The organism is Methylobacterium sp. 275MFSha3.1, from assembly GCF_900108435.1.
GTDB lineage: Bacteria > Pseudomonadota > Alphaproteobacteria > Rhizobiales > Beijerinckiaceae > Methylobacterium.
This window is the reverse complement of sequence record NZ_FNWP01000012.1, coordinates 110,957-135,542: the sequence shown is the minus strand read 5'-3', so window position 1 is coordinate 135,542 and position 24,586 is coordinate 110,957. Positions and strand designations below refer to the sequence as shown.

Here is a 24,586-nt window from a genome sequence, read left to right as displayed (position 1 = left end):
CTCAGGGATCCAGCTCCGGGTAGTGGCGGAAGATGCCGTCCTCGTTGAACGGGATCCGGCGCGCGCTGGCAAGGTAGGCGGCGAGCCGCGGGCGCCGCGCCACGGTCTCGTGGAGCCGCGCCACCTGCGGGGTCCTCCGGAGGGCCGCGGCGGTCGCCTTGGGGAAGGCGTAGAGCAGGCCGTCGACGAGCTGGAACAGCGACAGGTCGGCGTAGCAGAGATCCGCGCCGACGAGGCGGCGGCCGCCGTTGGCCGCCAGCACCCGCTCGAAGTAGCCGAGATATTTCGGGATGCGCTCGCCCCGGAATTCGGCCGCCCGGCGCAGCGCCTCGGCCTTCTGATCCGCGTAGTACAGGCCGACGCCGACGGGATGGTGGGTGTCGTGCGCCTCGTCGACCGCGTCGGCGACGGTGAGCTGGAGCTGGTGGGTCCAGATCCGGTCGCGCTCCGACGGGCCCACGAGCCCGAGGCGCGGTCCGAGATAGAGTAGGATCGCGGCGCTCTGCCCGACGACGACGTCGCCGTCGCGCAGGAAGGGCGGTGCCAGGGGCGGTCGCGGATCGGAGGGGTCGGACAGTCGGTCGAGCATCGGTCCGATGCCGCCGGAATCGTCGTCCTGGCGGGCCACGTCGACGTAGTCGGCGCCGGCCTCCTCGAGGGCGAGGCGGACGAACTCGCCGCGCCCCTGGATCATCGGCCAGTAATGGAGCTCGTAGGGCATCGCCGCCTCCGGGTCGGGGAAGGCGCGGCGACCCCGGACGGTTCCCGCTCAGTTGTTCTCGGCCGGCTCCTCCGCCGAGGCCTTCTCGAGTGGCGGCTCGGCGCTGGCGACGGCCTTGCGGGCGAACATCGGCTGAAGGCGCTCGGCGAGCTGCTGGTCCAGATGCTTGACGTACGCGCCCTTGAAGTAGCGCTCACCGGTCTTCGCGCCGTAGAGGTTGTCGTGGGTCCGGATCATCGCGGCGACCTCCGGGCGGCACAGGAAGCCCGTGATGCCGACGGCCTCGTACCAGCGGCCGGCGCGCGCCTCTGCCGTCGCCTTCGGGTTCGACAGCACCGTCTCGGCGAAGCACGCGGTGGCGGCCTGCCGCAGCGGCGCCAACACCTTCTCGGCCTCCGCCGCGTTCACCTTCGGGGCGGCCGGGTGCCGGTGAGGCCGCGCCTCGGCGGCCGAGACGAGCGCGAGGACGGCGAAGGTGGCGAGGATCGAAGTCTTCATACGGGCGGCCTCGTCGGGTGTCCGAACCGTGTTCAGCTCTCGCTCATGATTGCGTCGGGATCGGGGCTGGCGGTTCGGTCCGGGTGCCCGATTCCGGGCAAGATCCGGGCTGTATCGCGACGGCCACAGCCGCGCTCAGCCGCGCCGCTCCGCGTTCCAGTGTCCCTGGCAGGCGAGGGCCCCGGTCGAGACCCAGGTTCCGGCACCGAAGCCGTCCGAGCCCAGGCGTCCCCGCACGTCGGCGGTGGCGGCGCCGTTGGAGATCGAGCCGCGGATCGCCCCGTTCCGCGCGACGCAACCCTCGACCACGAAGGCAGTCCCGATGAAGCGCGCCCGCCCGCGCTCGATCCGCACCGGGTAGCGGTAGGCACGGTCGCAGTTCCCCGTCTCGGTGATGATCTCGACGCTCCAGGTGCCGTCGAACCGATCGGGCAGGGCGGCGCGGGGGGCGGACGCGGCGGGCAGCGTGCCGGCGAGGAGCAGGGCGACGGCGATGCGGGGCGTCATGCGGATCCGGAGTGCCGTGGGCTTCGGGGAGACCGGCGCCCCGTCAGCGCGGCGCCTGCGGCGCGGGCGTCCGCATGGCCGCACGGAGTGCCGCGTTGAGGAGAGCGAGGAGGTCGCAACCGACATGCAGGAAGGCGGCCACGCCCGCCTGCTTCAGCGGCTCGGCCAGGTCCGTCGGCTTCCCGGCGAGGTAGACCGGTCCGGCGCCGGCCCCGGTCAGCGCCTCCGCGGTCGCGACCGCGCGCTCGGCGTAGATCCCGTCGGTGGAGCAGATGCAGGCGAGGCTCGCGCCGGACTCCCGGAACGCCGCCGCCGCCGCCTCGGCATCGGGGAAGCCCTCGTTCGACAGAGCCTCGAGCCCGCCGGCCGCGAAGGCGTTGGCCGCGAAGGTCGCCCGGGCGTTGAAGGCCGCCACCGGGCCGAGATTGGCCAGGAACACGACCGGCCTTCGACCGGTCTTGGCGAGGAAGGCGTCCGAGGCGTCCCGCAGGGCCTCGTAGGGCTCCGCGAGGCGCTGGGACGGCAGCGCGTCGCAGGCGACCGCCGAGCCCGCGCCGAAGTTGGATCCGCGCACCGCCGCCACGGGCGGCACGTCGAGAACCGTGACCGGCTTCTCGGGGAGGTTCGGAAACTCGCTCGCACCCGTGAGCGGTTGGCGGCGGGTCGCCACCGCCTTGGCGCGGGCCTCGCGGGTCAGCTCGATCCGCCGCTGGAGCTTGCCGACGCTGAGCGAGGCGACGATCCCGCCCTCGGCCTCGATCGCCTGGAACGCCGCCCAGCCCGCCTCGGCGAGCTCGGCCGTCAGGGTCTCGAAACCGCCGGCGCCGGCCGCGGGATCGCTGACCCGCGCGAGGTGCGATTCCTCGATGAGCACGATTAGGCTGTTGCGCGCCACGCGCCGGGCGAAGGCGTCGGGCAGGCCGAGGGCCTGCGTGTACGGCAGGACCGCGACGCTGTCGGCGCCGCCCATGCCGGCCGAGGCCGCCGCCATGCCGGTCCGGAGGATGTTCACGAACGGGTCGCGCTTGGTCATCATCCGCCACGCGGTCTCGGCGTGGAGGCGCAGCGGCTTCGGGTCGAGGCCGCAGGCCTGCTCGACGCGCGCCCAGAGGCGCCGCATCGCGCGGAACTTCGCGACGGTGACGAACTCGTCGGCATCGGCCGCGAGCAGCACGGCGACGCGGTCGCGCGCGCTCGCGAGATCGTGACCGGCCGCTTCCAGGGCGCGCAGGTAGGCGACGGCGGTGGCGAGCACCGCGCCGAGTTCCGCCGCCTCGCCGGCGCCGGCCTCGTGGTAGGGCCGGCCGTCGGCCAGGAAGGCCCGGCCGCGGAAACCCGCCGCCTCCAGCTCGGCCACGGCCTCGGCGAGGCGGGGCGCGATGTCGGTCCAGACGGCTCCGAGGCTGCCGGTGGCCGCCAGGACGCCGACGGGATCGAGCCCCAGATCGACGTCATAGGTCGAGAGATCCTCGCCGCGGCGCTCCGCCAGCGCCTTGACCAGCCGGGCCACCTCCAGGCCGCGGCCGCCGGCATCGATCCGCAGGGCGATCAGCGGCAGCATCACGCCCTTCAGGGCGGCGTCGAGCTCCTCGACGCTCGCCGCGGTGAGACCGTAGGCGCGGGCGCCCGGCGCACCCGCGAAGGCGAGCACGAGGGCATCGGCCCCGCCCTCGAGGTCGGTGAGCGCCTGCGTGTTCGCGGTTTCGAGGTCGGGATGGTCGACCCGCTGGGCGATCCGCCAGGGTCCCGGCTCGCGCACCGGCTGCGCCGCCGGCTCGGCCGGTCCGTAGAGGGGTTCGATCCGCAGTCCGTCGGCCGTCCGCGACACCAGCCGCTTCTCGAAATCGGCGCCCTTCAGGACGCCTTCGACGAGGCCGAGCCAGCGCGCCCGGTCTGCGGGCTCGAAGAGGTCGGCGAGCGGTCTGTCTTCCATCGGTACGTCCCAGGGCGCGGCGTCTTCTGCACCGCTTTCATGCGTTTGCCTCGCACGCCGCTCCGCCGCTGGCAATCGCCCGATGGTTGAGGAAAGCTCAAGCCGCGGATCACCGATTTTTGAGTGATGCGGCGCAGGTGCGGTGAGGGGCACCCGTCGGTCCGGATCGCGAGTCCGAGCCGCTGCCGGCGAGCCCGGACCGACCGAACGGGGCGCGCTCCCCCCGCGTCAGCCGAGGATGATCAGGCCGGCGAAGCCGAGGGCGCCGACGATGATCCGCCACCACGCGAACAGCCAGAAACCGTGGCGGGAGACGTAGTCGAGGAGAAACCGCACCACGAACAGCGCCGAGACGAACGACACGATGAAGCCGATCGCGATCAGCCCGACATCGTTGCTCGAGAGGTATTTGTAGTTGTCGAGCAGGTCCTTGGCGAAGGCGCCCGCCATGGTCGGCATCGCGAGGTAGAACGAGAACTCGGTGGCCGAGCGCTTGTCGGCGCCCATCAGCATCGCGCCCACGATCGTGGCGCCCGAGCGCGAGACGCCGGGGATCATCGCCAGGCACTGGAAGATGCCGATCTTCAGGTCCATCGGCAGCGAGAAGTCGTAGACGTCGATCTTCTTCACCTCGAGGTCGGTGTCGTCGATGACGAGGAGCACGAGGCCGCCGGCCACCAGGGTCGCGCAGACGATCCACGGGTTGAACAGGTAGGCCTTGATCAGCTTCGAGAAGAGGCCGCCGATGATCGCCGCCGGCAGGAACGCCACCAGGATGCCGAGGACGAAGCGGCGCGCCTTCGGATCGGACGGCAACGCGGTGGCGATCCCCAGGAGGCGGCGGAAATACACCAGCAGGATCGCCAGGATCGCGCCGAGCTGGATCAGCACCTCGAAGGTGTTGTTGGGCGAGTGGAAGCCGATGAAGTGCCCCACCAGCAGCTGGTGGCCGGTGGAGGAGACCGGGATGAACTCGGTCGCCCCCTCCACCAGGGCGAGCAGCACTGCCTTGCCGATGCTTGCCGGATCCATCGCGACGCCCTGTGCCGCGCGCGCGGAGGCCCCCGTCGGGCCACCGCCTGCCACGCGAAATGGTTGTACCCGAGGCTTCGCCGATCAGGGTTGACGGGCAGTTACCGGGCCGGGCCGCGCGTGTTAAGGGCTCGGCAACGGTCGAGCAATAACGCTCGGTCCGAAGTCCTCTGCGCCGAAGACCCGCGCTTCAGGACCCACGACGAGCGCGGGACCGGCCGCGCTGGCAGACCGAACGTCCCGCACGGCCTCGATGGCAACCCTCTACCATTTCCCCTTCTGCGCGAATTCCCGTTTCATCCGTCTCGTGCTCGCCGAGATGGGCATGGAGCCGACGCTGTTCGAAGAACGGCCCTGGGAACGGCGCGACGACTTCCTGCTGATCAATCCGGCGGGCGTCACGCCCGTGCTGCTGGAGCAGAACGGCCTCGTGGTTCCCGGCGCCGGCGTCATCGCCGAGTACCTCGACGAGACCCGCGGCCTGGGGCTCTCGGGGCGGCGCATGCTGCCGGAGGACACCGTCGAGCGCGTGGAGGTGCGGCGCCTGCTCGACTGGTTCCTGGTCAAGTTCGAATCCGAGGTGACCGCCTACCTCGTCAACGAGAAGATCTCGAAGCGCTTCATGTCGGCCAACGAGGGCGGCGGCCCGCCCGACATGAACGCGATCCGCGCGGCGCGGTCCAACGTGCGCTACCACCTCAAATACATCGGCTACCTCATCGCGCGGCGGCGCTGGATCGCCGGCGACAACCTGACCTATGCCGATCTCGCGGCGGCCGCCCATCTCTCCTGCGTCGACTACCTGGGCGACGTGCCCTGGGACGAGGACGAGATGGCGCGGAACTGGTACGCCCGCGTCAAGTCGCGGCCCTCGTTCCGGGCCCTGCTCGCCGACCGGGTGGCCGGGATGGCACCGGCCGCCCACTACGCGGATCTGGATTTCTGAACGCCCGACGGACCTACCACGGCGCCGACCTGCGCCGCCTCGTCGAGACCCGGGCGCGGACGCTCGGGTTCTGCGGCCTGCGCGTGACCCGACCCGACCGGCTGCCCGACCTGCCCGGCCGCCTGTCCGCCTGGCTCGCCGAGGGCGCGCAGGGCACCATGGACTGGATGGCGGAGCGGGCCGACCAGCGCGCCAGCCCGATCGCGCTGTGGCCCGGTCTGCGCAGCATCCTGGTCCTGGCGATGAGCTACCGGCCGGAGCACGATCCTCTCGACCTCGTGGCGCGTCGCGACCGCGGTGCCGTGGCCGCCTACGCGCAGCGGCGGGATTATCACGAGGTTTTGAAGGGCCGCCTGAAAGAATTGGGTGGGTATCTGTCGGCCAAGGGCGACGTGCGGGTGAAGGTCTTCTGCGACACCGCCCCCGTCATGGAGAAGACCCTGGCGGAGGCGGCCGGCCTCGGCTGGCAGGGCAAGCACACGGTGCTGATCTCCCGCGGGCACGGCAACTGGCTGCTCCTCGGCGCGATCTACACGAGCGCGGAGTTCGAGCCCGACCCGCCGGAGCCCGACCGTTGCGGCTCGTGCCGCGCCTGCCTGGACGTCTGCCCCACCGACGCGTTCCCGGCGCCTTACCGGCTCGATGCCCGCCGCTGCATCTCGTACCTGACGATCGAGCATGCCGGGCCGATCTCGGCGGCGTTCCGGGCGGCGATCGGCAACCGGGTGTTCGGCTGCGACGATTGCCTGGCCGTCTGCCCCTGGAACAAGTTCGCCCGCACCGCGGCGGAGAGCCGGCTCGCCGCGCGGGCGGACCTGGCGGCCCCGGCGCTCTCGGATCTCGCGGGCCTCGACGACGCGGCGTTCCGCACCTTCTTCGCCGGCACGCCGGTGAAGCGCACCGGGCGCGACCGCTTCCTCCGCAACGTCATGATCGCGATCGGGAATTCCGATGACCCGTCGCTCGCGGAGGCGGCCGTCGCGCGCCTGCGCGACCCGTCCCCGCTGGTGCGCGGCATGGCGGTCTGGGCCTGCGGCCGGCTGCTGGCGCCCGAGGCCGTGCGCGCGCTCGGGCGGCAGCACGGCGATTCCGAGACCGACGCCCACGTGCGGGACGAGTGGCGGGCCGCCACCGGCTTGACGGAACCGCGGACGGACGAGACATCCGCGGCATGAACCTCTTCGTCTTCGGGCTCGGCTTCACGGGCCGCCACTTCGCCGAGCGGGCGCGGCCGCGTTTCGGGACCGTCCGCGCCACGGTGACCGACCCCGCGGCCGCCGACCGCGTCGCCGCGGAGACGGGCTTCGCCATGCGCGCCTTCGGGCCGGAGGCCGACGATCCCCGGATCGCGGCGGACCTCGCCGACACGGACGTGCTCCTGGTCTCGGCGCCCCCCGGCGAGGCCGGCGACCCGGTGCTGGCCCGCTACGCCGACGCCGTCGCGGCGAGCCGGATCCGGTGGATCGGCTACCTGTCCACCATCGGCGTCTACGGCGACCAGGGCGGCGCCTGGATCGACGAGACTGCGCCGGCGACCCCGCGCAGCGCCCGGTCCAAGGTGCGCGTCGACGCCGAGGCGGCGTGGCTGGCGCTCGGCGCCGCGACCGGCAAGGCCGTTCAGGTCTTCCGGCTCTCGGGCATCTACGGACCCGGGCGCAACCCGATCGTGAAGCTGCGGGAGGGCCGCTCGCAGCGCATCGTGAAGGCCGGGCAGGTCTTCAACCGCATCCACGTCGACGACATCGCCACGACGCTGCTCGCCTCCATCGACCGGCCGCGGCCGGGGGCGATCTACAACGTCACCGACGACGAGCCGACCGCGCCCCAGACCGTGACCGAGCACGCCGCGGCCCTCACAGGCCTGCCGCTGCCGCCCGAGATCGATTTCGAGACCGCCGACCTGTCGCCGATGGCGCGCAGCTTCTACGGCGAGAACAAGCGCGTCCGGAACCGGCTGATCCGCGACGAACTCGGCGTCGCGCTCGCCTATCCGACCTACCGTGAGGGGCTCGCGGCCCTCAAGGACCAGCCCTGATCAGGCCTCGAGGTGGCGCGGCCGGACGAGGCGGCGGAGCAGGCCGTCGCGGGGGCCGACCATCATCGAGGCGACGTAGAGGGCACCGGCCGCCAGCACGATGGCCGGCCCGCTCGGCACGTCGTACCGGTACGACAGGCTGAGCCCCGACACGCTCGCCAGGGCCGCGATCAGCATCGAGACCGGGATCAGGCCGGCCAGGTCGCGGGCCCAGAACCGGGCCGCCACCGCCGGCAGCAGCATCAGCCCCACCGCCAGCAGCGTGCCGAGGGCCTGGAACCCGCCGACGAGGTTCACCACCACCAGCGCCAGGAAGGCGAGGTGGACCGGGCCACCGCTGCGGCTCACGCTCCGCAGGAACAGGGGATCGACGCATTCCATCACGAGCGGCCGGTAGATCAGGGCCAGGGCCAGCAGGGTCAGCGTGCTGATGCCGCCGAGCAGCCACAGCGCGGCGTCATCGAGCGCCAGGACCGAGCCGAATAGGAAATGCATGAGGTCGATCTGCGAGCCGCGCAGGGAGACCAGCAGCACGCCGGCCGCGAGCGAGATGAGGTAGAAGGCCGCGAGGTTCGCGTCCTCCCGGACGACCGTCGCGCGGGTGACGGCGCCGGCCAGGAGGGCGACCGCGAGGCCGGCGACGAGGCCGCCCAGCGTCATCGCCGGCAGCGACAGGCCGGCGACGAGGAAGCCGACCGCGGCGCCGGGCAGGATCGCGTGGCTCATCGCGTCGCTCATCAGGCTCATGCGACGCAGCGTCAGGAACACGCCGATGGGCGGCGCCGAGACCGACAGGGCGAGGCAGCCCGCCAGGGCCCGGCGCATGAAGCCGAACTCCACGAACGGCGCGAACAGGGATCCGAGCGGATCGGTCACGCGGCGTCCTCGTGGTGATGATGGTCCGCGCCGCCGTGGTCGTGCGCTGCCGCGACGGATCGCGGCCCGGCGCAGATCGCCGCGCCCTCGTCCCAGGCCTCGGACAGGTTGCGGGCGCGCGCGAGGTTCTCGGCCGTCAGGACCCGCGCGGTCGGACCCCAGGCCACGGGCTCCCGGGCGAGCAGCAGCGTCGTCGGGAAATGCGCCCGGACCTGCTGGAGGTCGTGGAGAGCCGCGACCACGGTCCGCCCCTCGCCGTGCCACGTGCGAATCAGCGCCAGGAGATCGTCCACCGTCCGCGCATCGATGCCGGTGAACGGCTCGTCGAGGAGCACGACCGGACAGTCCTGCAGGATCAGACGGGCGAACAGGGCGCGCCGGAACTGTCCGCCCGACAGGGTACCGATCGGCCGCGCCGCGAAGCCGTCGAGGCCGACCGTGGCCAGCGCCGCCTCGATCGCCGGGCGCCGCCGGGTGAGGCTGCGCCACGCCCCCGCGCGCCGCCAGAGGCCCATGCCGGCGAGATCCATGACGGTGAGCGGGAAGCTCCGGTCGATCTCGTCGACCTGCGGCATGTAGGCGAGGGCGCCGGCGCGCTCGATGCGCCCGTCCAGGCAGCGGATTTCCCCGGCCATGCCCTTGAGGAGCGTCGACTTGCCGGCCCCGTTCGGGCCGACGAGGGCGAGCAGGTCGCCGGCCCGCACGGACCCGTCGAGGTGGTGGACCGCCGGATGCCGGTCGTAACCGAGGGTGAGACCGACGAGGCGGATCGGATCCGGGCGCGCGCCGCTCATGTCGCCAGCGCCCAGGCGATGGTCAGCCAGACCAGCGCCGATAGCAGCGCGGCGAGCGCCAGCCGCAGGCCGATCCCGCTCTGGAACAGCGATCGCCGCGCCGCGTGTCTCGGGCTGGGAATGGTCGGCACGGGGTCCTCGTCGCGCGCTCACGCCGGCGCGGGCACCGCGCGGGGCTACTGGTGCGCTGCTGGGCGGCGGTGATACACTGTAACAAACCCGTGGGACAACCTGCGGATCACGTCTGGAGCGATCATGCACCGTCACGAGGGTCACGACGCGTGCCACGCCGGCACCGGTGACATGCTCGCGCGGGCCGAGGCCCTGTGTCGCGAGCGCGGTCTTCAGTTCACGCCCCTGCGCCGGGAGGTGCTCGAGGCCGTAGCCGAGTCCGCCAAGGCTCAGGGCGCCTACGACATCGCCGAGCGGCTGAGCGCGCCGGGCAAGCGCGTGGCCCCGGTCTCTGTCTACCGCGCCCTCGACTTCCTCATGGAGCAGGGTCTGGTCCACCGGATCGCGAGCCGCAACGCCTTCATCCCCTGCGCGCACGGCCACGCCCCCGGGGAGGGGGTCATCTTCCTGATCTGCCGCACCTGCGGCGGCGTCGACGAGGCCTCGTCGGAGGAAGTCGAGGGCAGCCTGGGGCGCACGCTGGAGCGGGCCGGCTTCACCCCGACCCACAGCATCCTGGAGGTCGAGGGCGATTGCGGCGCCTGCCGGGAGCGGAAGCAGACCCCCTGAGGCGCCACTTCCAGGGCGGACGGGCGCCGGGTGTCGGTCAGAAGGCGTTCTGGTAGGCGCGGCGCGAAACGACCGTCTGGATCATGATCTGGATGTCGAACCAGATCGACCAGTTGTCGATGTAGTGCAGGTCGCAGGCGACGCGCCGCTCCATGGCGAGGTCGGTCTGCGTCTCGCCGCGGTAGCCGTTGACCTGGGCCCAGCCGGTGATCCCGGGCTTCACGTTGTGCCGGCGGGCGTAGAGGGCGATCCGGCGCTCGAAGCTCCGATCGTGCGCCAGCGCGTGCGGACGGGGTCCGACCAGCGACATCTCTCCGCGCAGGACGTTGATCAGCTGGGGCAGTTCGTCGAGGTTCGTCCGGCGCAGGATCGCGCCGATCCGGGTGATGCGGCTGTCGTTGCGGGTCGCCTGCCGGAAGGCGGCGTTAGGATCCGCCCGCATCGACCGGAACTTGAAGACGCCGAACGGCTGCTGGTTGAAGCCGTAGCGCTTCTGCCGGAAGAAGACCGGGCCGGGGCTGTCGAGCTTGATCGCCACCGCGATCGCGGCGAGCAGCGGCGACAGCGACACGAGGGCGATGGTCGCCACCGTCAGGTCGAGGGCGCGCTTCAGCATGACCTCGCCGACGTTGAGCGGACGGCGGCCGATGTTGATCCCCGAGACGCCGCCGACCCGGGCGACCTGCAGGTCCGGGAACCGGTCGAGGACCGCGCCGGGACGCAGGTGGAGGGCCGAGGGCACCCGCAGGAAGGCGTCGATGCAGCGCTCGACCTCCGCGGTGTCGGCCCAGGGCACCAGCACGAAGACGTCGTCCGGCCGCAGGAAGCGGACGACGGAGACGGCGAGGTCGAGATCCTCCTGCAACTGGTCGTGGCGCGTGGCCGCGTCGGCGCCGGGATCGACCCGCCGCAGGTAGCTCGTCCCGATGATCCGCGAGCCGAGCTGGTCGACCTCCTTGCCGGCGTAGAAGCGCGCGATGTCCTCCTCGTAGCCCACGAGGTGGATCCGGCTGGCGGTGGCCGATCCGGCGCTCAGCCGCTCGCGCACGAGCCGGCGCACCGCGGCCCGCGCCGCGATGAGCACCGGCAGGCCGGCGGCGAAGATCCCGAGCGAGACGAGCCGCGAGTAATCGTTGGTCGTCTTCGTCATGAAGCTGACGACGAGCACGGCGGCCCAGGCGATCAGCCAGAGCGAGGCCACCCGCTGGACGCCCGGCTTCTGCGCCATCACGTTCTCGAGGCTGTACTCCTCGCGCAGGACGTTCGTGGCGACGATCACCAGCGCCAGCAGCGCCGACAGCCGCGAGCCGCGGACGAGACCCGCCCACACCGTGCCGTCCTGCGCGAGGACTTGGTAGGCGCATTCGAGGCCCAGCGTGACCGCCACGATCGCCGCGATGTCGGTGGCGGCGAGAGTCATGGACAGGGCGATGCGTGCCAGCGCACGGCCGCGGCGCGGCAGCAGGGCCGACCACACATTGCGGCGGCGCTCCGCCGAGGTCGGCAGCGCCTGAAACGTATCCGGAAGCCGATCGTGAAACATCTGACCCGCAACGTCCCGTCTTAGTCGGACTCTGTACCAGTCTGAGACACGAAAGGTTTCAGCGCCGCCTGGTGACGATCACGGAGCAAGCCGCGGGCCCGGCGGGTTCACGATCGCAGTCGCGGATGAGCGCTGCGACTTAGGGCCTGCTTCCGGAGGAGGCAATACATAGTTAATGCTGAGTGACTGTTCGGCGCAGCCGGCCGTCGCGAGGTTTGACCGGGGGCCGTTTTCGCCGGAGCTATTTCAATTCACGCGGGTTTCTTTCATCGCGGTTTCAACCGGATCGGCGCCTCGAATGACCCCGGCCGAAGGGCGGCCGGGGTCCGCCGCGTTCAGACGGCGTCGGCGTCCTGGCGCGCATCGGCCGTCCCGCCGACCGTCTGGATCGTCTCGAAACCCTCGAATTGGGGGTGGCCGAGATACAGGGGCTTGGTCGAGGGCACGCGGCCATGCGCCTTGCGGAACTGCTCGGACCGGGTCCAGGCCTCGAAATCGGCACGCGATCGCCAGATCGTGTGCGAGGCGTAGAGCACGTGGTCCTCGTGCTCGGGGCCGCGCAGCAGGTGAAACTCGACGAAGCCCGGCATCTCGCCGAGGTGGCTGTCGCGCCCGAGCCAGACGGCCTCGAAATCCGCCGTCGCGTCCTTAACAACCTTGAAGCGATTCATCGCGATGAACATGCGTGCCTCCTGCGCGGTACCGAACCTACATGCCCCTGTGGTCCTAAGGGGTACCGCCGCGCGGCGACAAGGCGCACCTCGAAAGCAGCCCTGACCTCCACGTCGACATTTGAGCAACAATGTTGCAAAGATGTGTGGGCTTAAACTAGAAGATGTAACCTTCGACTTGCGAAGCTTGACAACTTGGTGTCCTACTGCGCCGCGGTTCACCTGTGTCGGGATCAGGGCTATAGCCGGACATCGGCACGGAGTACCGGCAACCTGGCGTGCAGGACATGCGACTAAGGGGCGGACGGTGAAGCGGCGCGACAGCGAGGCGAAGACACCCCGTCCGCAGGAGGATGCAGCCCACGCCATGGACAAGGATTCCTCCGGCCAGACGATGCCGAAGCAGACGACGGACGTCGATCGCCTCGTCGGCATCCGGATCACAGCGCTGCGCAAGGCTCGCGGCATGAGCCAGACCGCGCTGGGCAACGCGGTCGGCGTGACCTTCCAGCAGGTTCAGAAATACGAGAAGGGCCAGAACCGGGTCGGGGCCGGCCGGCTGCGCGAGATCGCGCGCCTCCTCGAGGTTCCGGTCTCCGCGTTCTTCGAGGAGAACGAGCCGCGCGAGAACGCGCAGGAGGACGTGTTCGGCTTCCTCAGCGCCCACGGCGCCATCGAGCTGCTGCGCGCCTACGCCCAGATCGAGGACGAGCAGATGCGCCGCGACGTGCTCGCGCTGGTCCGCAGCGCCGCGCGACTCGCGCAGAACCGCGGCGCAACCGCGCCGACGACGGATCCGGCCTGACCGGCGCGCGAAACAGGCTTCACCTCGGGGACCTTCGAAGCGGCTGCGCCGAGCCCTGCGTCACGGCGGATCGGTCGCGATCAGGTGAAAGAAGCTGCCGGTGACGGGTCCGACCCGGTGGCCGGCCAGTCCCAGATCGACACCTTCGGCATCCGTCACGCGGGCGAGCGCCGTTTCCTCCGGCGCGATCGGCGAGAGCTCGCTGGCGTAGTGGAATTCGTGGCCGACGAGGCGCGTGCCCGCGGCGCCGAGCAGGCCGGATTCGGCGAGTTGCGCGACGCGATAGCCGAGATGCAGCTTGCGCCGGTGATACGAGGTCGCGACCGGTAGCAGTCCGGCCATGGCATGGGTCGCTCCGTCGGCATCCTGCAACGTCTCGCCCAGGACCATGTAGCCGCCGCACTCCCCGTGGACCGGCCGGGTCCGCGCGAAGCGGCGCAGCCCGTCCAGGAAGCGGGTCGCGCCGGCGATCGGGCGCGCGTGCAGTTCCGGATAGCCGCCCGGCAGCCAGCAGACGTCGCAATCCTCGGGCGGTCCCTCGTCGGCCAAGGGCGAGAACGGCACGAGCTCGGCGCCGGCCATCCGCCACCCGGTCTCGAGATGCGGATAGAGGAAGCTGAACGCCGCGTCCCGGGCGACCGCCACGCGCTGTCCGGGCGGCCGGGGCAGGCGGCCACCGGAGGGCGGTACGGTGCCGCTCGCGCAGGCCGCCACGGCGTCGAGGTCGATGCCCGCCTCCGCGAGGTCGGCGAGCCTGTCGAGGCGCGCTGCGAGATCCGCGGTCTCGCCGGCCTGGACGAGCCCCAGGTGGCGCTCGGGCAGGACGAGCTGCGCGTCGCGCATCAGCGCGCCGAGCACCAGCAGCCCTGCGCGCTCCATGCCGGCTTCGACGAGGCGCCGGTGACGGGCGCTCGCCACCTTGTTGAGGATCACGCCGGCGATCCGGATGCGGGGATCGTAGAGCTTGCAGCCGAGCGCCACGGCGGCCGCCGATTGCGCCGCGCCCGACACGTCCACCACGAGCACCACCGGCCAGCCGTAGCGCACGGCGATGTCGGCATTCGCCCCGGTGCGGTTCTCGGCCGCCCGGACGCCGTCGAACAGGCCCATGGACCCCTCGGCGATCAGCAGATCGGCCGCCGCCGCCGTCGCGCCCGCCAGCGCGTCGAGGAGCGGCGGCGCCATGGCGAAGCTGTCGAGGTTGAAGCTCGGATGGCCGGTCGCGGCGTGGTGGAAGGCCGGATCGATGTAGTCCGGGCCGCACTTCGCGCCGCGCACCCGCAGGCCGCGCCGGGTGAGGGCGCGCATGAGCGCGAGGGCGACGGTCGTCTTGCCGGAGCTGGAGCGCGGCGCCGCGACGAGGAGGCCGGGGGCGCTCACGACCGCGACCCCACCGTGCCGCCGGGACGGTAGCGCCGGTCGTAGTCGGGCGCGTAGAGGGCGCTCTCGCGGAACTCCGCGGCGCCCAGCGCCGGTCCGACCAGGATCAGGGCGGTGCGCTCCAGACCGGCCTCCGCGACGAGCCCGGGCAGCGCGGCGAGATCGCCCACGAGCGCCCGCTCGTCCGGCCAGGAGGCTCGGAACACCGCCGCCGCCGGGCAGGACGGGCCGTAGAAGGGGATCAGCTCGGCGGCGACGGCCTCGACGACGTGGATCGACAGGTGAATCGCCAGGGTCGCGCCGGTGGCCGCGTAGGCCGCGAGCGTCTCCCGCTCGGGCATGGCGCTCGCCCGCCCGGAGGTGCGGGTCAGGACCACGGTCTGGGCAACGCCCGGGACCGTCAGCTCCCGGCGCAGCAGCGCGGCCGCGGCCGCGAAGGCGGGGACACCCGGCGTCACCGTGTAGGGAATGGCCAGCGCGTCGAGCCGGCGCATCTGCTCGGCTAGGGCGCTCCAGATCGACAGGTCGCCGGAATGCAGGCGCGCCACGTCCTGGCCGGCCGCGTGCGCCGTCCGGATCTCCGCCAGGATGGCGTCGAGGTCGAGGGGCGCCGTGTCGACGATCCGCGCGCCGGGCGGGCACCAGCCCAGGATCTCGGGGGCGACGAGCGACCCGGCGTAGAGGCAGACGGGGCAGGCCGCGATGCGGTCGCGCCCGCGCACCGTGATCAGGTCGGCCGCGCCGGGGCCGGCGCCGATGAAGTGGACGGTCATGATTCCCGTGTCGTGTCGTATCGGACAGCCAGGGCGCAAGTGGCGCCGCCGCTCGCGATCCGGGGTAGGGCGAGGCGGCTCCGGGGCCCGGCGCCGGCGAGGGCCGCCGCCTCGGCCAGCGAGCCGACGCCGCGCAGGCGCTCGATCCGCGCCGAGCGGGTGACGACCTCGGCGTCGCGGGCCTCCAGCGCGGCTGCGGCGATGGAATGCGGTGCCAGGCCGAACCGGGCCGTCGCCGCGCGGATCGCCGGGTCCGACGCCCGGTCGTCCGCCGTGGCCACAGCCGCGAGGCTCGACCGCGCGGCGCCGACCAGGGTGAGGGCGCGCTCGATCAGCTCCGCGATCTCCTCGGCCTCGGTGCCCCGGCGGAACCCGATGCCGGCGACCAGCGCTCCGGTCACGGCTTGGTCCAGGCCCACTGGATCACCGTCATGGCCGGGCGCCAGCCGTGCATTCCCCCGACCGGGCTCGCCCGCTCCACGCCGTAGCGGCGCAGGCTCCCGCCATGCGCCGCGAAGGCCGCGAGCAGCGCGGCCTCGCCCTCGAGGGTCACGGCGTTGGCGACGCAGCGACCGCCGCCCCGCAGCGCCGCCAGCACGGTCGCGAGGACCCCCGGCTCCGAGACGCCGCCGCCGATGAAAACCGCGTCCGGCGCGGGCAGGCCGGCGAGCGCGCCCGGCGCCGTGCCGGCGACGACGGCGAGGTCCGGGGCGCCGAGCGCGACGGCGTTGCGGCGGATCCGCTCGACGCGGTCCGGCCTCCCCTCGATCGCGGTGGCGCGCAGGCTCGCGTGGCGCAGCATCCACTCGATCGCGATCGAGCCGGCGCCCGCACCGACATCCCAGAGATGCTGTCCCGGATGCGGGCGCAGCGCCGACAGGGTCAGGGCCCGGATCTCGGACTTGGTCAGCTGCCCGTCATTCTCGAACAGGTCGTCGTCGAGGCCTGGCGCGAGGGGCAGGGCGCGGCCGGCACCCGCCACCGCGACCGCCACCGTGTTCAGCGGATCGAAGTCGGCGCCGTCGAACGCGTCGGCGCGGAGGGTGCGGACGCGCTCGCGCGGCCCGCCCATCGCCTCCAGCACCGTCAGCGTCGACGCACCGAAGCCTCGGTCGCGCAGCAGGGCGGCGAGGGCGCCGGGCGTCGTGCCGTCCCACGACAGGACGAGGAGCCGCGCACCCGGCTGGAGATGCGGGACGATCCGGGTCAGCGCGCGACCGTGGAGCGTGACCAGGGCGCACTCGGCGAGCGGCCAGCCGAGCCGGGCACAGGCGAGGCTGAAGGCCGAGGGCTGCGGGAAGGCGCGGATGTCGCCCGCGGGCACCAGCCGGGCGATCTCGGCGCCGATGCCGTAGTGGAACGGGTCGCCCGTGGCGAGGATGCAGGTCGGCTGGCCGCGCCGCGCCAGGATTTCCGGATAGGCCTCGTGGATCGGGCTCGGCCAGGGCCGCGTCTCCGCGTCGAGCGGCCCGGCGAGGGCGAGGTGGCGCCGGCCGCCGTAGACCACGCGGGCGGCGTCGACCGCGGCGGCGGCGGACGGCGTCAGCCCGGCCCGACCGTCCTCGCCGATCCCGACGATCGACAGCCACGGGGCGCTCGACAGCGAGTCAGCGCTCATGGACAAGGCGCCCATGAACACGCCGCCCCCGATCACCGGCACGATGCGGATCCTGATCCTCGGCGGGACCGGCGAGGCGAGCGCCCTGGTGCGGTCGCTCGCGGGGCAGGCGGATCGCGCCGTGACCCTCTCGCTGGCGGGCCGGACGGCGGCGCCGAAGCCCGAGCCGGTCCCGACCCGGATCGGCGGCTTCGGCGGCGCCGAGGGCCTCGCCCGCTACCTGGAGGCCGAGGCGATCACCCGCCTGATCGACGCGACCCACCCGTTCGCCGCGCGGATGTCGGCCAACGCCGCGCGCGCGGCGGCCCTGACGGGCGTGCCGCTCCTCGCGATCCGCAGGCCGGCCTGGAACCGCGAACCCGGCGACGACTGGGTCGAGGTCGACGGGATGGAGGAGGCGGTCGCCGCCCTCGGCGCGGAGCCCCGGCGCGTGTTCCTGACGATCGGCCGGCAGGAGGCCGGGGCCTTCGCGGCGGCGCCGCAGCACAGCTACCTGGCGCGGACGGTCGAGCCGCTGGGCGGGATCCTGCCGGTGCCGCATCTGACCGCCCTGGAGGCGCGCGGACCGTTCGACGCCGCGTCCGAGACGGCCCTGATGCGGGCCAGCCGGATCGAGATCGTGGTCAGCAAGAACGCGGGCGGCGCGGCGACCTACGGCAAGATCGCGGCGGCGCGCGGCCTCGGCATCCCGGTCGTGATGGTAAGGCGGCCGGGCAAGCCCGACGTGCCGAGCGTCGCGGACGCCGCGGGCGCGCGCCGCTGGCTGGACGCGGGCGATCACGCCGGTCCCTCGACCTTGCGGGCGGTGTAGACGAAGGGCGCCCGGCCCGCGCGCGGGATCAGCCGCGTCGTCGAGGCGCCCAGGATCACCATCGTGGCCATGTCGGCCGGCACCGCGGGCGCCTCGGCGAGGGTCGCGACGCGGATCGCCTCGTCCGGCCGGCTGACGGCGCGGGCGAACATCACCGGCGTCTCGGGCGCGCGGATCCCGGCCGCGATCTCCAGCGCCGCCCCGAGCTGCCAGGGCCGGGCGGTAGAGATCGGGTTGTAGAGCGCCACCACGAAATCCGCGCGCAGCACCGCCTCCAGCCGCGCGGTCACGACCGGCCAGGGTTTCAGGTTGTCCGAGAGCGAGAGCGCGCAGAAGTCGCCGCCGAGCGGGGCCCCGAGCCGGGCCGCGGCCGCGAGCATCGCGGTGATGCCCGGCTCCACCGTGATGGCGAGGTCGCGCCAGCCGGGCTCGCCGTACTCGACCGCCTCGAACACCGCCGCCGCCATGGCGAAGACGCCGGGATCGCCGCCGGAGACGACCGCGACCCGGCGCCCAGAGGCGGCGAGCTGCAGCGCGTGGCGCGCCCGGTCGACCTCCACCCGGTTGTCGCTGGCGTGCCGGACGAGGCCGGGACGCTCGGGCACGCGGGCCACGTAGGGGAAGTAGCCGACGACGTCCTCCGCCGCGTCCAGCGCCCGGCGGGCCGACTCGGTCAGCAGGGCCGCGTCGCCCGGCCCGAGGCCGACGACGGTGAGGCTTCCGCTCACGGTCGGCGGCCCTCTCCGGGCAGGAGCACCATCGAGAAGTAGGGCGCCTCGTCGTCGGCCTTGTCGGCCAGCATCACGACCCGCTCGCCCGCCATCGTGCCGCGCTCCACGTAGACGGCGCGCGCCAGCAGCCCGGCGGCCGAGAGGGCGGCCCGCACCTTCGGCAGGTGGCGCCCGAGCTTCATCACCACGGCCGCGTCGGTGCCGCGCAGGCGCTCGGTCAGCGCGTCGAGCGACAGGGTCGCCGGCAGGACGGTGAGGACGTCGTCGCCCCAGGTGATCGGCGTGCCGGCCCGAGTCCAGCAGCCCGACATGCCGGTGACGCCCGGAACCACCTCCACGGGGAAGCGGTCCTTCAGGCGCCGCCACAGGTGCATGAACGAGCCGTAGAAGAACGGATCGCCCTCCGACAGGATCGCGACGTCGCGCCCGGCGCCCAGGTGATCGGCGAGCTGCCCGGCCGCGTCGTCGTAGAATCCGGCCAGCGCCGCGACGTAGTCCGGGTGCTCGGGATGGATCTCGGTCGTGTAGGGATAGGCGAGGGCCATCTCGCGGGCCGGGTCGCGCAGGATCGCGTCCGCGATGGTGCGGGCGTTGCCCCGCCGGCCACGCTTGCAGAAGTGCACCAGCACGGGCGCGCGCATCAGGATGCGCTGCGCCTTCACGGTCAGGAGCTCCGGATCGCCCGGGCCCATCCCGACGCCGTAGAGCGTGCCCGTCACCGCGGCCGCGGGGATCTCCTCGGTCGGGCCGTCGAGGCGCTCGAAACCGTCCATCACTCGACCTCGCTGGCGAGCGCGTTGACCGCCGCGGCCGTCATGGCGCTGCCGCCGCGCCGACCGTGCACGACCACGAACGGCACGCGGCCGTCCCGCGCCAGGGCCTCCTTCGACTCCGCCGCGCCGACGAAGCCGACCGGGATGCCGATCACCGCGGCGGGGGGCGCCACGCCGGCATCGAGCAGTTCCAAGAGGCGGAACAGGGCGGTTGGGGCGTTGCCCACCGCCACGACGCTGCCCGGAAGGTGCTCCCGCCACAGCTCCATGGCGGCCGCGGACCGGGTCGTGCCGAGGCTCTTGGCGAGATCCGGCACGCGCGGGTCGCCCAGGGTGCAGATCACCTCGTTGCCGGCCGGCAGCCGCGCCCGGGTGACGCCGTCGGCGACCATGCGGACGTCGCACAGGATCGGCGCGCCGGCCTGCAAGGCCGCGACGCCGGCCGCGGCGAAGTCCGGTGCCATCTCCACGTCGGCCGGCAGGTCGGTCATGCCGCAGGCGTGGATCATGCGGACGACGACGCGCTCGGCGGCGCCCGACCAGCGCCCGAGATCGGCCTCGGCGCGGATCATCGCGAAGGAGCGCGCGTAGATCGCGCCGCCGTCGCGGATGTAGTCGTAGCGGGACGGGGACTCGTGCGCCGCGGCCGGCTCCGATCCTGTCTGGCGCAGGGCGTTCTGGCTCGCGCTCATGCCGGTCTCTTGGTCCTCCCGCATTCCGAAGGGGTGATCTCCGGCGCGAAGGCGGCGGAGAGCCCGTCGATCTCGGCCCTTCCTAGCCGCTCCAGCACGGCCTCGATAGGGAGATCCATCGCCGGCTCATCGCCGGGCGCACCCCCGATCACCACGCCGTAGAGGCCGTCGCGGCCGACGAGGGTCAGGTCGGCCGGGCCGGGCCGCGCGCAGCCCTTGGCGCAGCCCGAGACGTGCGCGGCATGCCCCGCGACCGCCAGGGGGCCGAACGCCTCCGCGAGGCGGGCCGCGTCCGCGAGCGTGGGGGTCGATCCGGAGGCGCAGCCCGGCGCCCCCGTGCAGGCCGCGATCGCGCGCCGCGGATCGTCGGGGACGACGATGAACTCCGCCGCGAGCGCCGCAATCGCGGCCGCCGCTTCGGCAGCGGCCGGCGCCAGCATCACGAAGCCGCGCGTGGGGGAGAGGCGGATCTCGTCGGAGCCGATCGCCGCTGCCGTAGCCGCGATCCGGTCGAGGGCGTCGGCAGTGCAGCGTCCGAAGGGCGCGTCGACGGCGACGCTTCTAAGGTCGCGTCCGCCCGCCGGACGTACCGGCTCCTGTTCCGGAGCGAAGCCCTGGTACGCCTGCGCCGTTCCGGCGCGGTTATCTCCTGACGGAAGCGCCTCGGTCAGCGCGGTCAGTTCGCTGTTCGATAGGTCGCGCATCCGGCGCCGGCCAGTCCGCGCGAAGGCGCCGAGCAGGGCCGCCACGTGGCCGGGCGCCGCGTCGGCTGCGCAGGTCAGGAGCTTCCGCGGGGTCTCACCCTGCGCGACCGCGATCGCGACGCGGCCCGGCCCCTCGGCGGCGACGCAGAGATCCGCCTCCGGCAGCGCCCGGCCGGGGCGGCCCTCGACGGCGACCAGGGTCTTGGCCGGCAACCCCGGGATCGCGAGCCCCGCGGTCTCGATCGCCCGGGCGAGGGCCGGCACGTCGATCGTCTCGTCCGGGTCGTGGCCGGCCAGGGGGCTCGTGAGCGTCAGGCGCTGGGGGCCGCCGTCGGCGCGCACGTCGCCGAGGCCCCGGGCCGCGAGCCAAGTGGCCAGCGGCGCGCGCGTCGCCTCGGAGACGCCGCGGATCTGGAGATTGGCCCGGGCGGTGAGATCCAGGTGCCCGTTCCCGAAGCGCCGCGCACCCTCCGCCACGGCGCGGGCCTGATCGAGGGTCAGGATCCCGAGCGGCGGGTGGACGCGCGCGAGCAGGCCGTCGCCCGTCGGCATGGGACGCGTCAGACCGGGGCACCAGCCCCGGCGGGCTGGCGCCTCGGGCAGGGCGCGCCGATGCGGGGCCGCGCTCACTCGGCGGCCTCGCGCAGCAGGGCGTCGGCCGGGAGGGCGTTGCGTCGGCTGTGCCAGAGGCCGCGGTCCCGGGCGGCGTCGAACCGCTCCAGGATCGCGCGGGCCGCGGCGGGGTTGGCGGCGCGCAGGCGCTCGAACACCTCGGCGTCGGCGATCCAGGCCGCGTAGAGCGCCTCGAAGCCCGCATTTGTCACCGCGTCGCTCGCGGCGGCCAGGACGAAGACCGCGTCGAGCCCCTGGGCGAGCTCCTGCGCGCCCCGGTAGCCGTGGCGCAGCTGGGCCGCGATCCAGCGGGGATCGGCGAGGCGCCCGCGGATCAGGCGGGCGGAATCCTCCCGGGCCGTCCGCGCCTTCGGCCGTTCCGGGACCGACACGTCGAGGCTGTAGAGGGCGGGGCTCGCCCCCTCCAGGGCCGCGGCCGCCGCGAAACCGCCCATCGCGTCGACGGCGGCGTCGCCGTCGAACAGGTCGCGCTCGGCCACGTCGAAGGCGTGGAGATAGGCGTCGGCCGCCGCGACGCGGGCGGCGAAATCGGCGTCGGGCCCGTCGCGGTCGCCGTAGGCGTGGCCGCTCGCGGCCAGGTAGGCGCGGCCGAGGTCGGCGCGGCCGTCCCAGGCGCCGTCGAGGGCCGTGGCGGCGGTGCCGGCGCCGTAGCGGCCGGGCGCGGCCCCGTAGACGCGCACCGACGCATCGCCCCGCCGGCGCGCCGCCGCGAGGGGATTCTCGTCGTCGGCCTCGTCCCGGTCCGCCACGGCGCGGGCGGCGCGGTCGAGCAACGCCAGCGTGTCGGGGAAGGTGTCGCGGAACGCGCCGGAGACGCGGACGGTGACGTCGATTCGCGGCCGGTCCAGCATGGCGAGGGGCAGGATCTCGAAGCCGGTGACGCGGGTGCTGGCATGGTCCCAGACCGGCCGCACGCCCATCAGGGCCAGGGCGTGGGCCACGTCCTCGCCACCGGTGCGCAGGGTCGGCGAGGCCCAGAGATCCATGACGATCCGGGCCGGATAGGCGCCCTCGTCCTGGAGATAACGGGTCACCACGGCGGCGGCCGCCCGCTCGCCGAGGAGCGCGGCGGCGCGGCTCGGGATGGCCCGCGGGTCGAGGGTCGCGAGGTTGCGCCCGGTCGGGAGCACGTCGGCCCGCCCACGGGACGGCGAGCCGGAGGGGCCGGGCCGGACGAACCGCCCGTCGAGGGCCGCGAGCAGGCCGGCCCGCTCGGAGTCCGCGCTCACCGCGACGGCCTCCGCGGCCTCGTCCGGAGCGCGGGCAAAGACGTGCAGGCCGTCGCGGAAGACGGTCTCGCCGAGATCGCAGAGATGCGCGTCGAGCCGCGTCAGCGCCTCGTCCATCGGCGTGTCCGGGCCGATCCCGGCACCGTCCAGCAGTCCGGCCGCCCCGGCCTCCTCCAGGATGGCGCGGGCGATGAGGTCGGCGCGGCGGGGGTCGAGCACGCTGGCCGCCGAATACTCCTCCACCAGCTCGCGGAGCCGGGCCGCCTCGGGTGTCAGCGCGTGGACGGCGGTGTCGGGCGTCAGGTGCCCGAGCGCCACGCCGCCGAGGCGGCGCTTGAGCGGCGCTGCCTCGCCCGGGTCGTCGACGATGAAGGGGTAGATCACCGGCAGCCCGCCGACGCAGAGCGCCGGGAAGCAGTCGGGCGACAGGGCCACGGCCTTGCCCGGCAGCCACTCCGCGGTGCCGTGCGTGCCGAGCTGCACCAGGGCGTCGAATTGCTGCCGCAGGCCGAGATGGAAGGCCAGGTAGGCGTGGGTCGGGGCGCGGTCGAGGTCGTGGTAGCCGGTCTTGCGATCGGGGTCGCGGCCGCGGTCGGGCTGGAGGAAGACCGCGAGGCCGCCGTCCCGGACAATCCGGAACCGGAAGGCGCCGTCGACGCAGGCCGGGTCCGCCTCGGCTTCACCCCAGCTGTCGGTCACGGCGGCGCGGACGTCCTCGGAGAGCGTGCGCCACCACGCCGCGTAGGCCGCGAGCGGCACCCGGAACGCGGCCGGGCCGTCCGCGAGCGCCGCCATCAGCGCTCCGGGCTCCGGAAGCGCGCCGGCCGCGTAGCCCGCGGCCGCGAGGTCGGCGGCGATCGCGCGGGCGCTCGCGGGCGTGTCGAGGCCGACCGCGAATCCGGCCCGGCCGCCGCGGGCAGGGTAGTCGGACAGGACCAGGGCGACGCGCCGGGCCGCCCGGGGCAGGGCGGACAGCCGCAGCCATCCCGCGGCCCGGTCGGCCAGCGCGGCGATGCCGGCCTCGTAGGGCATGGCGCGCCGCTCGGCGAAGCCGGCGATCTCGGCACTCTCCTCCTTGAACGAGATCGGGAAGCCCGAGAGCCGGCCGTCGAATTCCGGCAGCGCGACCTGCATGGCGAGGTCGGCGGCGCCGAGGCCGCGGGCGGAGGCCTCCCAGGCCGCGCGCGGCGAACCGACCGTGAAGGCCTGCAGCACCGGGCAATCGGCGCCGTCCAGGACGAAGCCGGCCTCGTCCTCGCGGGCCGAGAAGGCGGTGGCGGCGATCACGAGGTCGGGCCTGCGCGCGCGCACGGCCTCGGCGACCGCGGCGGCGGCCTGCGGCTCCTTCAGGCTCGACACGGCCATCGGCAGCACGCCGATCCCGCGCGCCCGTAGGGCGGCGGCGAGGGCGACGAACGGGCCGGTGTCGCCTCCGAGCACGGCGGAGCGGTAGATCAGCAGGAGCGCGACGGGCTCCGCCGCGCTGCGCGCTCCGGCGAGTGGGATCGCGGTTGCGGCCGCGGCGAGGGCTGCCTCGAGGGGAAGAGCTCCGCAGCCGGGGCACCAGGGAAAGCCGCGCGGGAGCGGCACGGGCGGCTCGACCGGTCCGTCGGCGCCCAGGCGAATCGCCAGGCGCCGCAGCATCCGCCGCAAATTGTCGGGGCCGCCAGCCCGGAAATAGGCGTCGAGCTGCCCGGCGAGGTCGGGATCGGTGGAGAAGGCGGCGAGGCGCGGGTCCGGCCGGTCGTCGCCCGGCAGGACCGCGAGGACGACGCCGTGCGCCCGCGCGGCCTCGGCGCAGCGCTCGATCCCGTAGCGCCAGTAATCGAGGCCGCCCAGGCAGCGGATCACCACGACCTTGGCGCGCGCCACGACGCGCTCGACGTAGAGGTCGACCGAGAGCGGGTGCCGCAGCCTGGCGAGCTTCGCGAGCCGCAGGCTCGGCAGGCCGGGCTCCGCGGCGTGGGCCTGCCCGACCGACGCGAGGTCGCTGTCGGTGAAGGACAGCACCACGAGGTCGCCGGGCTCCTGCCCGAGATCCACGGCCGCCTCGCCCTCGTCGAGGGAGACGGCATCGATGCGCACGAGATGCACCGCGGCGGCCCCTAGAGCGAGTCCGGGCGGGCGTGCGCGACCGGCC

The 24,586-nt window shown here is 73.7% G+C and carries 25 protein-coding genes; 6 read left to right on the top strand and 19 right to left on the bottom strand.

Features of this window, described 5'->3' with window-relative positions:
* Position 1: 1 nt before the first annotated feature.
* From BLW78_RS16210 to BLW78_RS16190, 5 genes are all read right to left on the bottom strand, one after another.
* Positions 2-721, bottom strand: a complete 720-nt coding sequence (locus BLW78_RS16210; RefSeq protein WP_091680813.1) for a glutathione S-transferase — start codon at positions 719-721, stop codon at positions 2-4.
* A gap of 48 nt (positions 722-769) precedes the next feature.
* Positions 770-1,219, bottom strand: a complete 450-nt coding sequence (locus tag BLW78_RS16205) for a hypothetical protein (RefSeq protein WP_091680812.1) — start codon at positions 1,217-1,219, stop codon at positions 770-772.
* A gap of 135 nt (positions 1,220-1,354) precedes the next feature.
* Positions 1,355-1,726 carry a hypothetical protein gene (locus BLW78_RS16200; RefSeq protein WP_091680810.1) on the bottom strand — a complete coding sequence of 124 codons (372 nt, stop codon included), beginning with the start codon at positions 1,724-1,726 and terminating at the stop codon, positions 1,355-1,357.
* Positions 1,727-1,769: 43 nt separating this feature from the next.
* Positions 1,770-3,659, bottom strand: a complete 1,890-nt coding sequence (locus BLW78_RS16195) for a methylmalonyl-CoA mutase subunit beta (protein ID WP_091680809.1) — start codon at positions 3,657-3,659, stop codon at positions 1,770-1,772.
* Positions 3,660-3,887: 228 nt separating this feature from the next.
* Complete coding sequence (locus BLW78_RS16190) at positions 3,888-4,691, bottom strand: undecaprenyl-diphosphate phosphatase (RefSeq protein ID WP_091680807.1); 804 nt, start codon at positions 4,689-4,691, stop codon at positions 3,888-3,890.
* 253 nt (positions 4,692-4,944) lie between these two features.
* Here BLW78_RS16190 and BLW78_RS16185 point away from each other — a divergent pair, with 253 nt between their 5' ends.
* From BLW78_RS16185 to BLW78_RS16175, 3 genes are read left to right on the top strand one after another with little or no spacing between them, the layout of a single operon-like run.
* Positions 4,945-5,637, top strand: coding sequence for a glutathione S-transferase family protein (locus BLW78_RS16185; RefSeq protein WP_020094651.1), 693 nt, complete (start codon positions 4,945-4,947; stop codon positions 5,635-5,637).
* A 29-nt stretch (positions 5,638-5,666) separates the two neighbouring features.
* Positions 5,667-6,812, top strand: coding sequence for a tRNA epoxyqueuosine(34) reductase QueG (queG, locus tag BLW78_RS16180; RefSeq protein WP_091680891.1), 1,146 nt, complete (start codon positions 5,667-5,669; stop codon positions 6,810-6,812).
* The gene (locus BLW78_RS16175) at positions 6,809-7,672 is read left to right on the top strand and encodes an SDR family oxidoreductase (protein ID WP_091680806.1); all 864 of its coding nucleotides are present in this window, start codon (positions 6,809-6,811) and stop codon (positions 7,670-7,672) included. Before queG ends, BLW78_RS16175 begins: the two co-directional genes overlap by 4 nt.
* Here the strand turns inward: BLW78_RS16175 and BLW78_RS16170 are convergent, their stop codons facing one another.
* From BLW78_RS16170 to BLW78_RS32045, 3 genes are read right to left on the bottom strand one after another with little or no spacing between them, the layout of a single operon-like run.
* Positions 7,673-8,497 carry a metal ABC transporter permease gene (locus BLW78_RS16170; RefSeq protein WP_051123769.1) on the bottom strand — a complete coding sequence of 275 codons (825 nt, stop codon included), beginning with the start codon at positions 8,495-8,497 and terminating at the stop codon, positions 7,673-7,675.
* A 47-nt stretch (positions 8,498-8,544) separates the two neighbouring features.
* Positions 8,545-9,342, bottom strand: coding sequence for a metal ABC transporter ATP-binding protein (locus BLW78_RS16165; RefSeq protein WP_091680804.1), 798 nt, complete (start codon positions 9,340-9,342; stop codon positions 8,545-8,547).
* Entirely contained in the window at positions 9,339-9,473 is a 135-nt protein-coding gene (locus tag BLW78_RS32045; RefSeq protein WP_020094646.1) for a hypothetical protein, read from the bottom strand. The genes BLW78_RS16165 and BLW78_RS32045 overlap by 4 nt, the downstream gene beginning before the upstream one ends.
* 124 nt (positions 9,474-9,597) lie before the next feature.
* Between BLW78_RS32045 and BLW78_RS16160 the strand changes: the two genes are divergently transcribed.
* A complete protein-coding gene (locus tag BLW78_RS16160) occupies positions 9,598-10,083 on the top strand; it encodes a transcriptional repressor (RefSeq protein ID WP_091680802.1) in 486 nt (161 codons plus the stop codon).
* 37 nt (positions 10,084-10,120) lie between these two features.
* On the opposite strand, the gene BLW78_RS16155 is transcribed toward BLW78_RS16160, so the two are convergent.
* Both BLW78_RS16155 and BLW78_RS16150 read right to left on the bottom strand, forming a co-directional pair.
* On the bottom strand, positions 10,121-11,626 hold the full coding sequence (locus BLW78_RS16155) for an undecaprenyl-phosphate glucose phosphotransferase (protein ID WP_091680800.1): 1,506 nt from the start codon (positions 11,624-11,626) through the stop codon (positions 10,121-10,123).
* A 335-nt stretch (positions 11,627-11,961) separates the two neighbouring features.
* A complete protein-coding gene (locus tag BLW78_RS16150; protein WP_042672224.1) occupies positions 11,962-12,309 on the bottom strand; it encodes a heme-degrading protein HmuQ in 348 nt (115 codons plus the stop codon).
* Positions 12,310-12,664: 355 nt separating this feature from the next.
* On the opposite strand from BLW78_RS16150, the gene BLW78_RS16145 reads away from it, so the two are divergent.
* Positions 12,665-13,102: a helix-turn-helix domain-containing protein gene (locus BLW78_RS16145; protein WP_020094642.1), complete on the top strand. Its 438-nt coding sequence runs from the start codon at positions 12,665-12,667 to the stop codon at positions 13,100-13,102.
* A gap of 60 nt (positions 13,103-13,162) precedes the next feature.
* Here BLW78_RS16145 and BLW78_RS16140 read toward each other — a convergent pair whose 3' ends face one another.
* The 4 genes from BLW78_RS16140 to cbiE are packed head-to-tail and all read right to left on the bottom strand — an operon-like array spanning position 13,163 to position 16,873.
* On the bottom strand, positions 13,163-14,482 hold the full coding sequence (locus BLW78_RS16140) for a cobyrinic acid a,c-diamide synthase CobB (protein WP_091680798.1): 1,320 nt from the start codon (positions 14,480-14,482) through the stop codon (positions 13,163-13,165).
* The gene (cobM, locus tag BLW78_RS16135) at positions 14,479-15,255 is read right to left on the bottom strand and encodes a precorrin-4 C(11)-methyltransferase (RefSeq protein ID WP_091680797.1); all 777 of its coding nucleotides are present in this window, start codon (positions 15,253-15,255) and stop codon (positions 14,479-14,481) included. Before cobM ends, BLW78_RS16140 begins: the two co-directional genes overlap by 4 nt.
* Entirely contained in the window at positions 15,252-15,656 is a 405-nt protein-coding gene (locus BLW78_RS16130; RefSeq protein ID WP_244526961.1) for a cobalamin biosynthesis protein, read from the bottom strand. Before BLW78_RS16130 ends, cobM begins: the two co-directional genes overlap by 4 nt.
* Positions 15,653-16,873, bottom strand: a complete 1,221-nt coding sequence (gene cbiE, locus BLW78_RS16125; protein ID WP_091680794.1) for a precorrin-6y C5,15-methyltransferase (decarboxylating) subunit CbiE — start codon at positions 16,871-16,873, stop codon at positions 15,653-15,655. Before cbiE ends, BLW78_RS16130 begins: the two co-directional genes overlap by 4 nt.
* On the opposite strand from cbiE, the gene BLW78_RS16120 reads away from it, so the two are divergent.
* Complete coding sequence (locus BLW78_RS16120) at positions 16,872-17,684, top strand: cobalt-precorrin-6A reductase (protein WP_091680792.1); 813 nt, start codon at positions 16,872-16,874, stop codon at positions 17,682-17,684. The two genes, cbiE and BLW78_RS16120, sit on opposite strands and share 2 nt — an antisense overlap.
* Here the strand turns inward: BLW78_RS16120 and cobJ are convergent.
* Genes cobJ through cobN form a run of 5 tightly spaced genes read right to left on the bottom strand, consistent with a single transcriptional unit; the run spans position 17,651 to position 24,540 of the window.
* Positions 17,651-18,412, bottom strand: coding sequence for a precorrin-3B C(17)-methyltransferase (gene cobJ, locus BLW78_RS16115; RefSeq protein WP_091680790.1), 762 nt, complete (start codon positions 18,410-18,412; stop codon positions 17,651-17,653). The genes BLW78_RS16120 and cobJ overlap by 34 nt on opposite strands.
* Complete coding sequence (locus BLW78_RS16110; protein WP_091680789.1) at positions 18,409-19,188, bottom strand: precorrin-2 C(20)-methyltransferase; 780 nt, start codon at positions 19,186-19,188, stop codon at positions 18,409-18,411. Before BLW78_RS16110 ends, cobJ begins: the two co-directional genes overlap by 4 nt.
* Positions 19,188-19,880: a precorrin-8X methylmutase gene (locus BLW78_RS16105; protein ID WP_280142467.1), complete on the bottom strand. Its 693-nt coding sequence runs from the start codon at positions 19,878-19,880 to the stop codon at positions 19,188-19,190. Before BLW78_RS16105 ends, BLW78_RS16110 begins: the two co-directional genes overlap by 1 nt.
* Positions 19,877-21,214, bottom strand: a complete 1,338-nt coding sequence (gene cobG, locus BLW78_RS16100) for a precorrin-3B synthase (protein WP_091680787.1) — start codon at positions 21,212-21,214, stop codon at positions 19,877-19,879. Before cobG ends, BLW78_RS16105 begins: the two co-directional genes overlap by 4 nt.
* Positions 21,211-24,540, bottom strand: coding sequence for a cobaltochelatase subunit CobN (gene cobN, locus BLW78_RS16095; RefSeq protein WP_091680785.1), 3,330 nt, complete (start codon positions 24,538-24,540; stop codon positions 21,211-21,213). The genes cobG and cobN overlap by 4 nt, the downstream gene beginning before the upstream one ends.
* Positions 24,541-24,586: the final 46 nt, after the last annotated feature.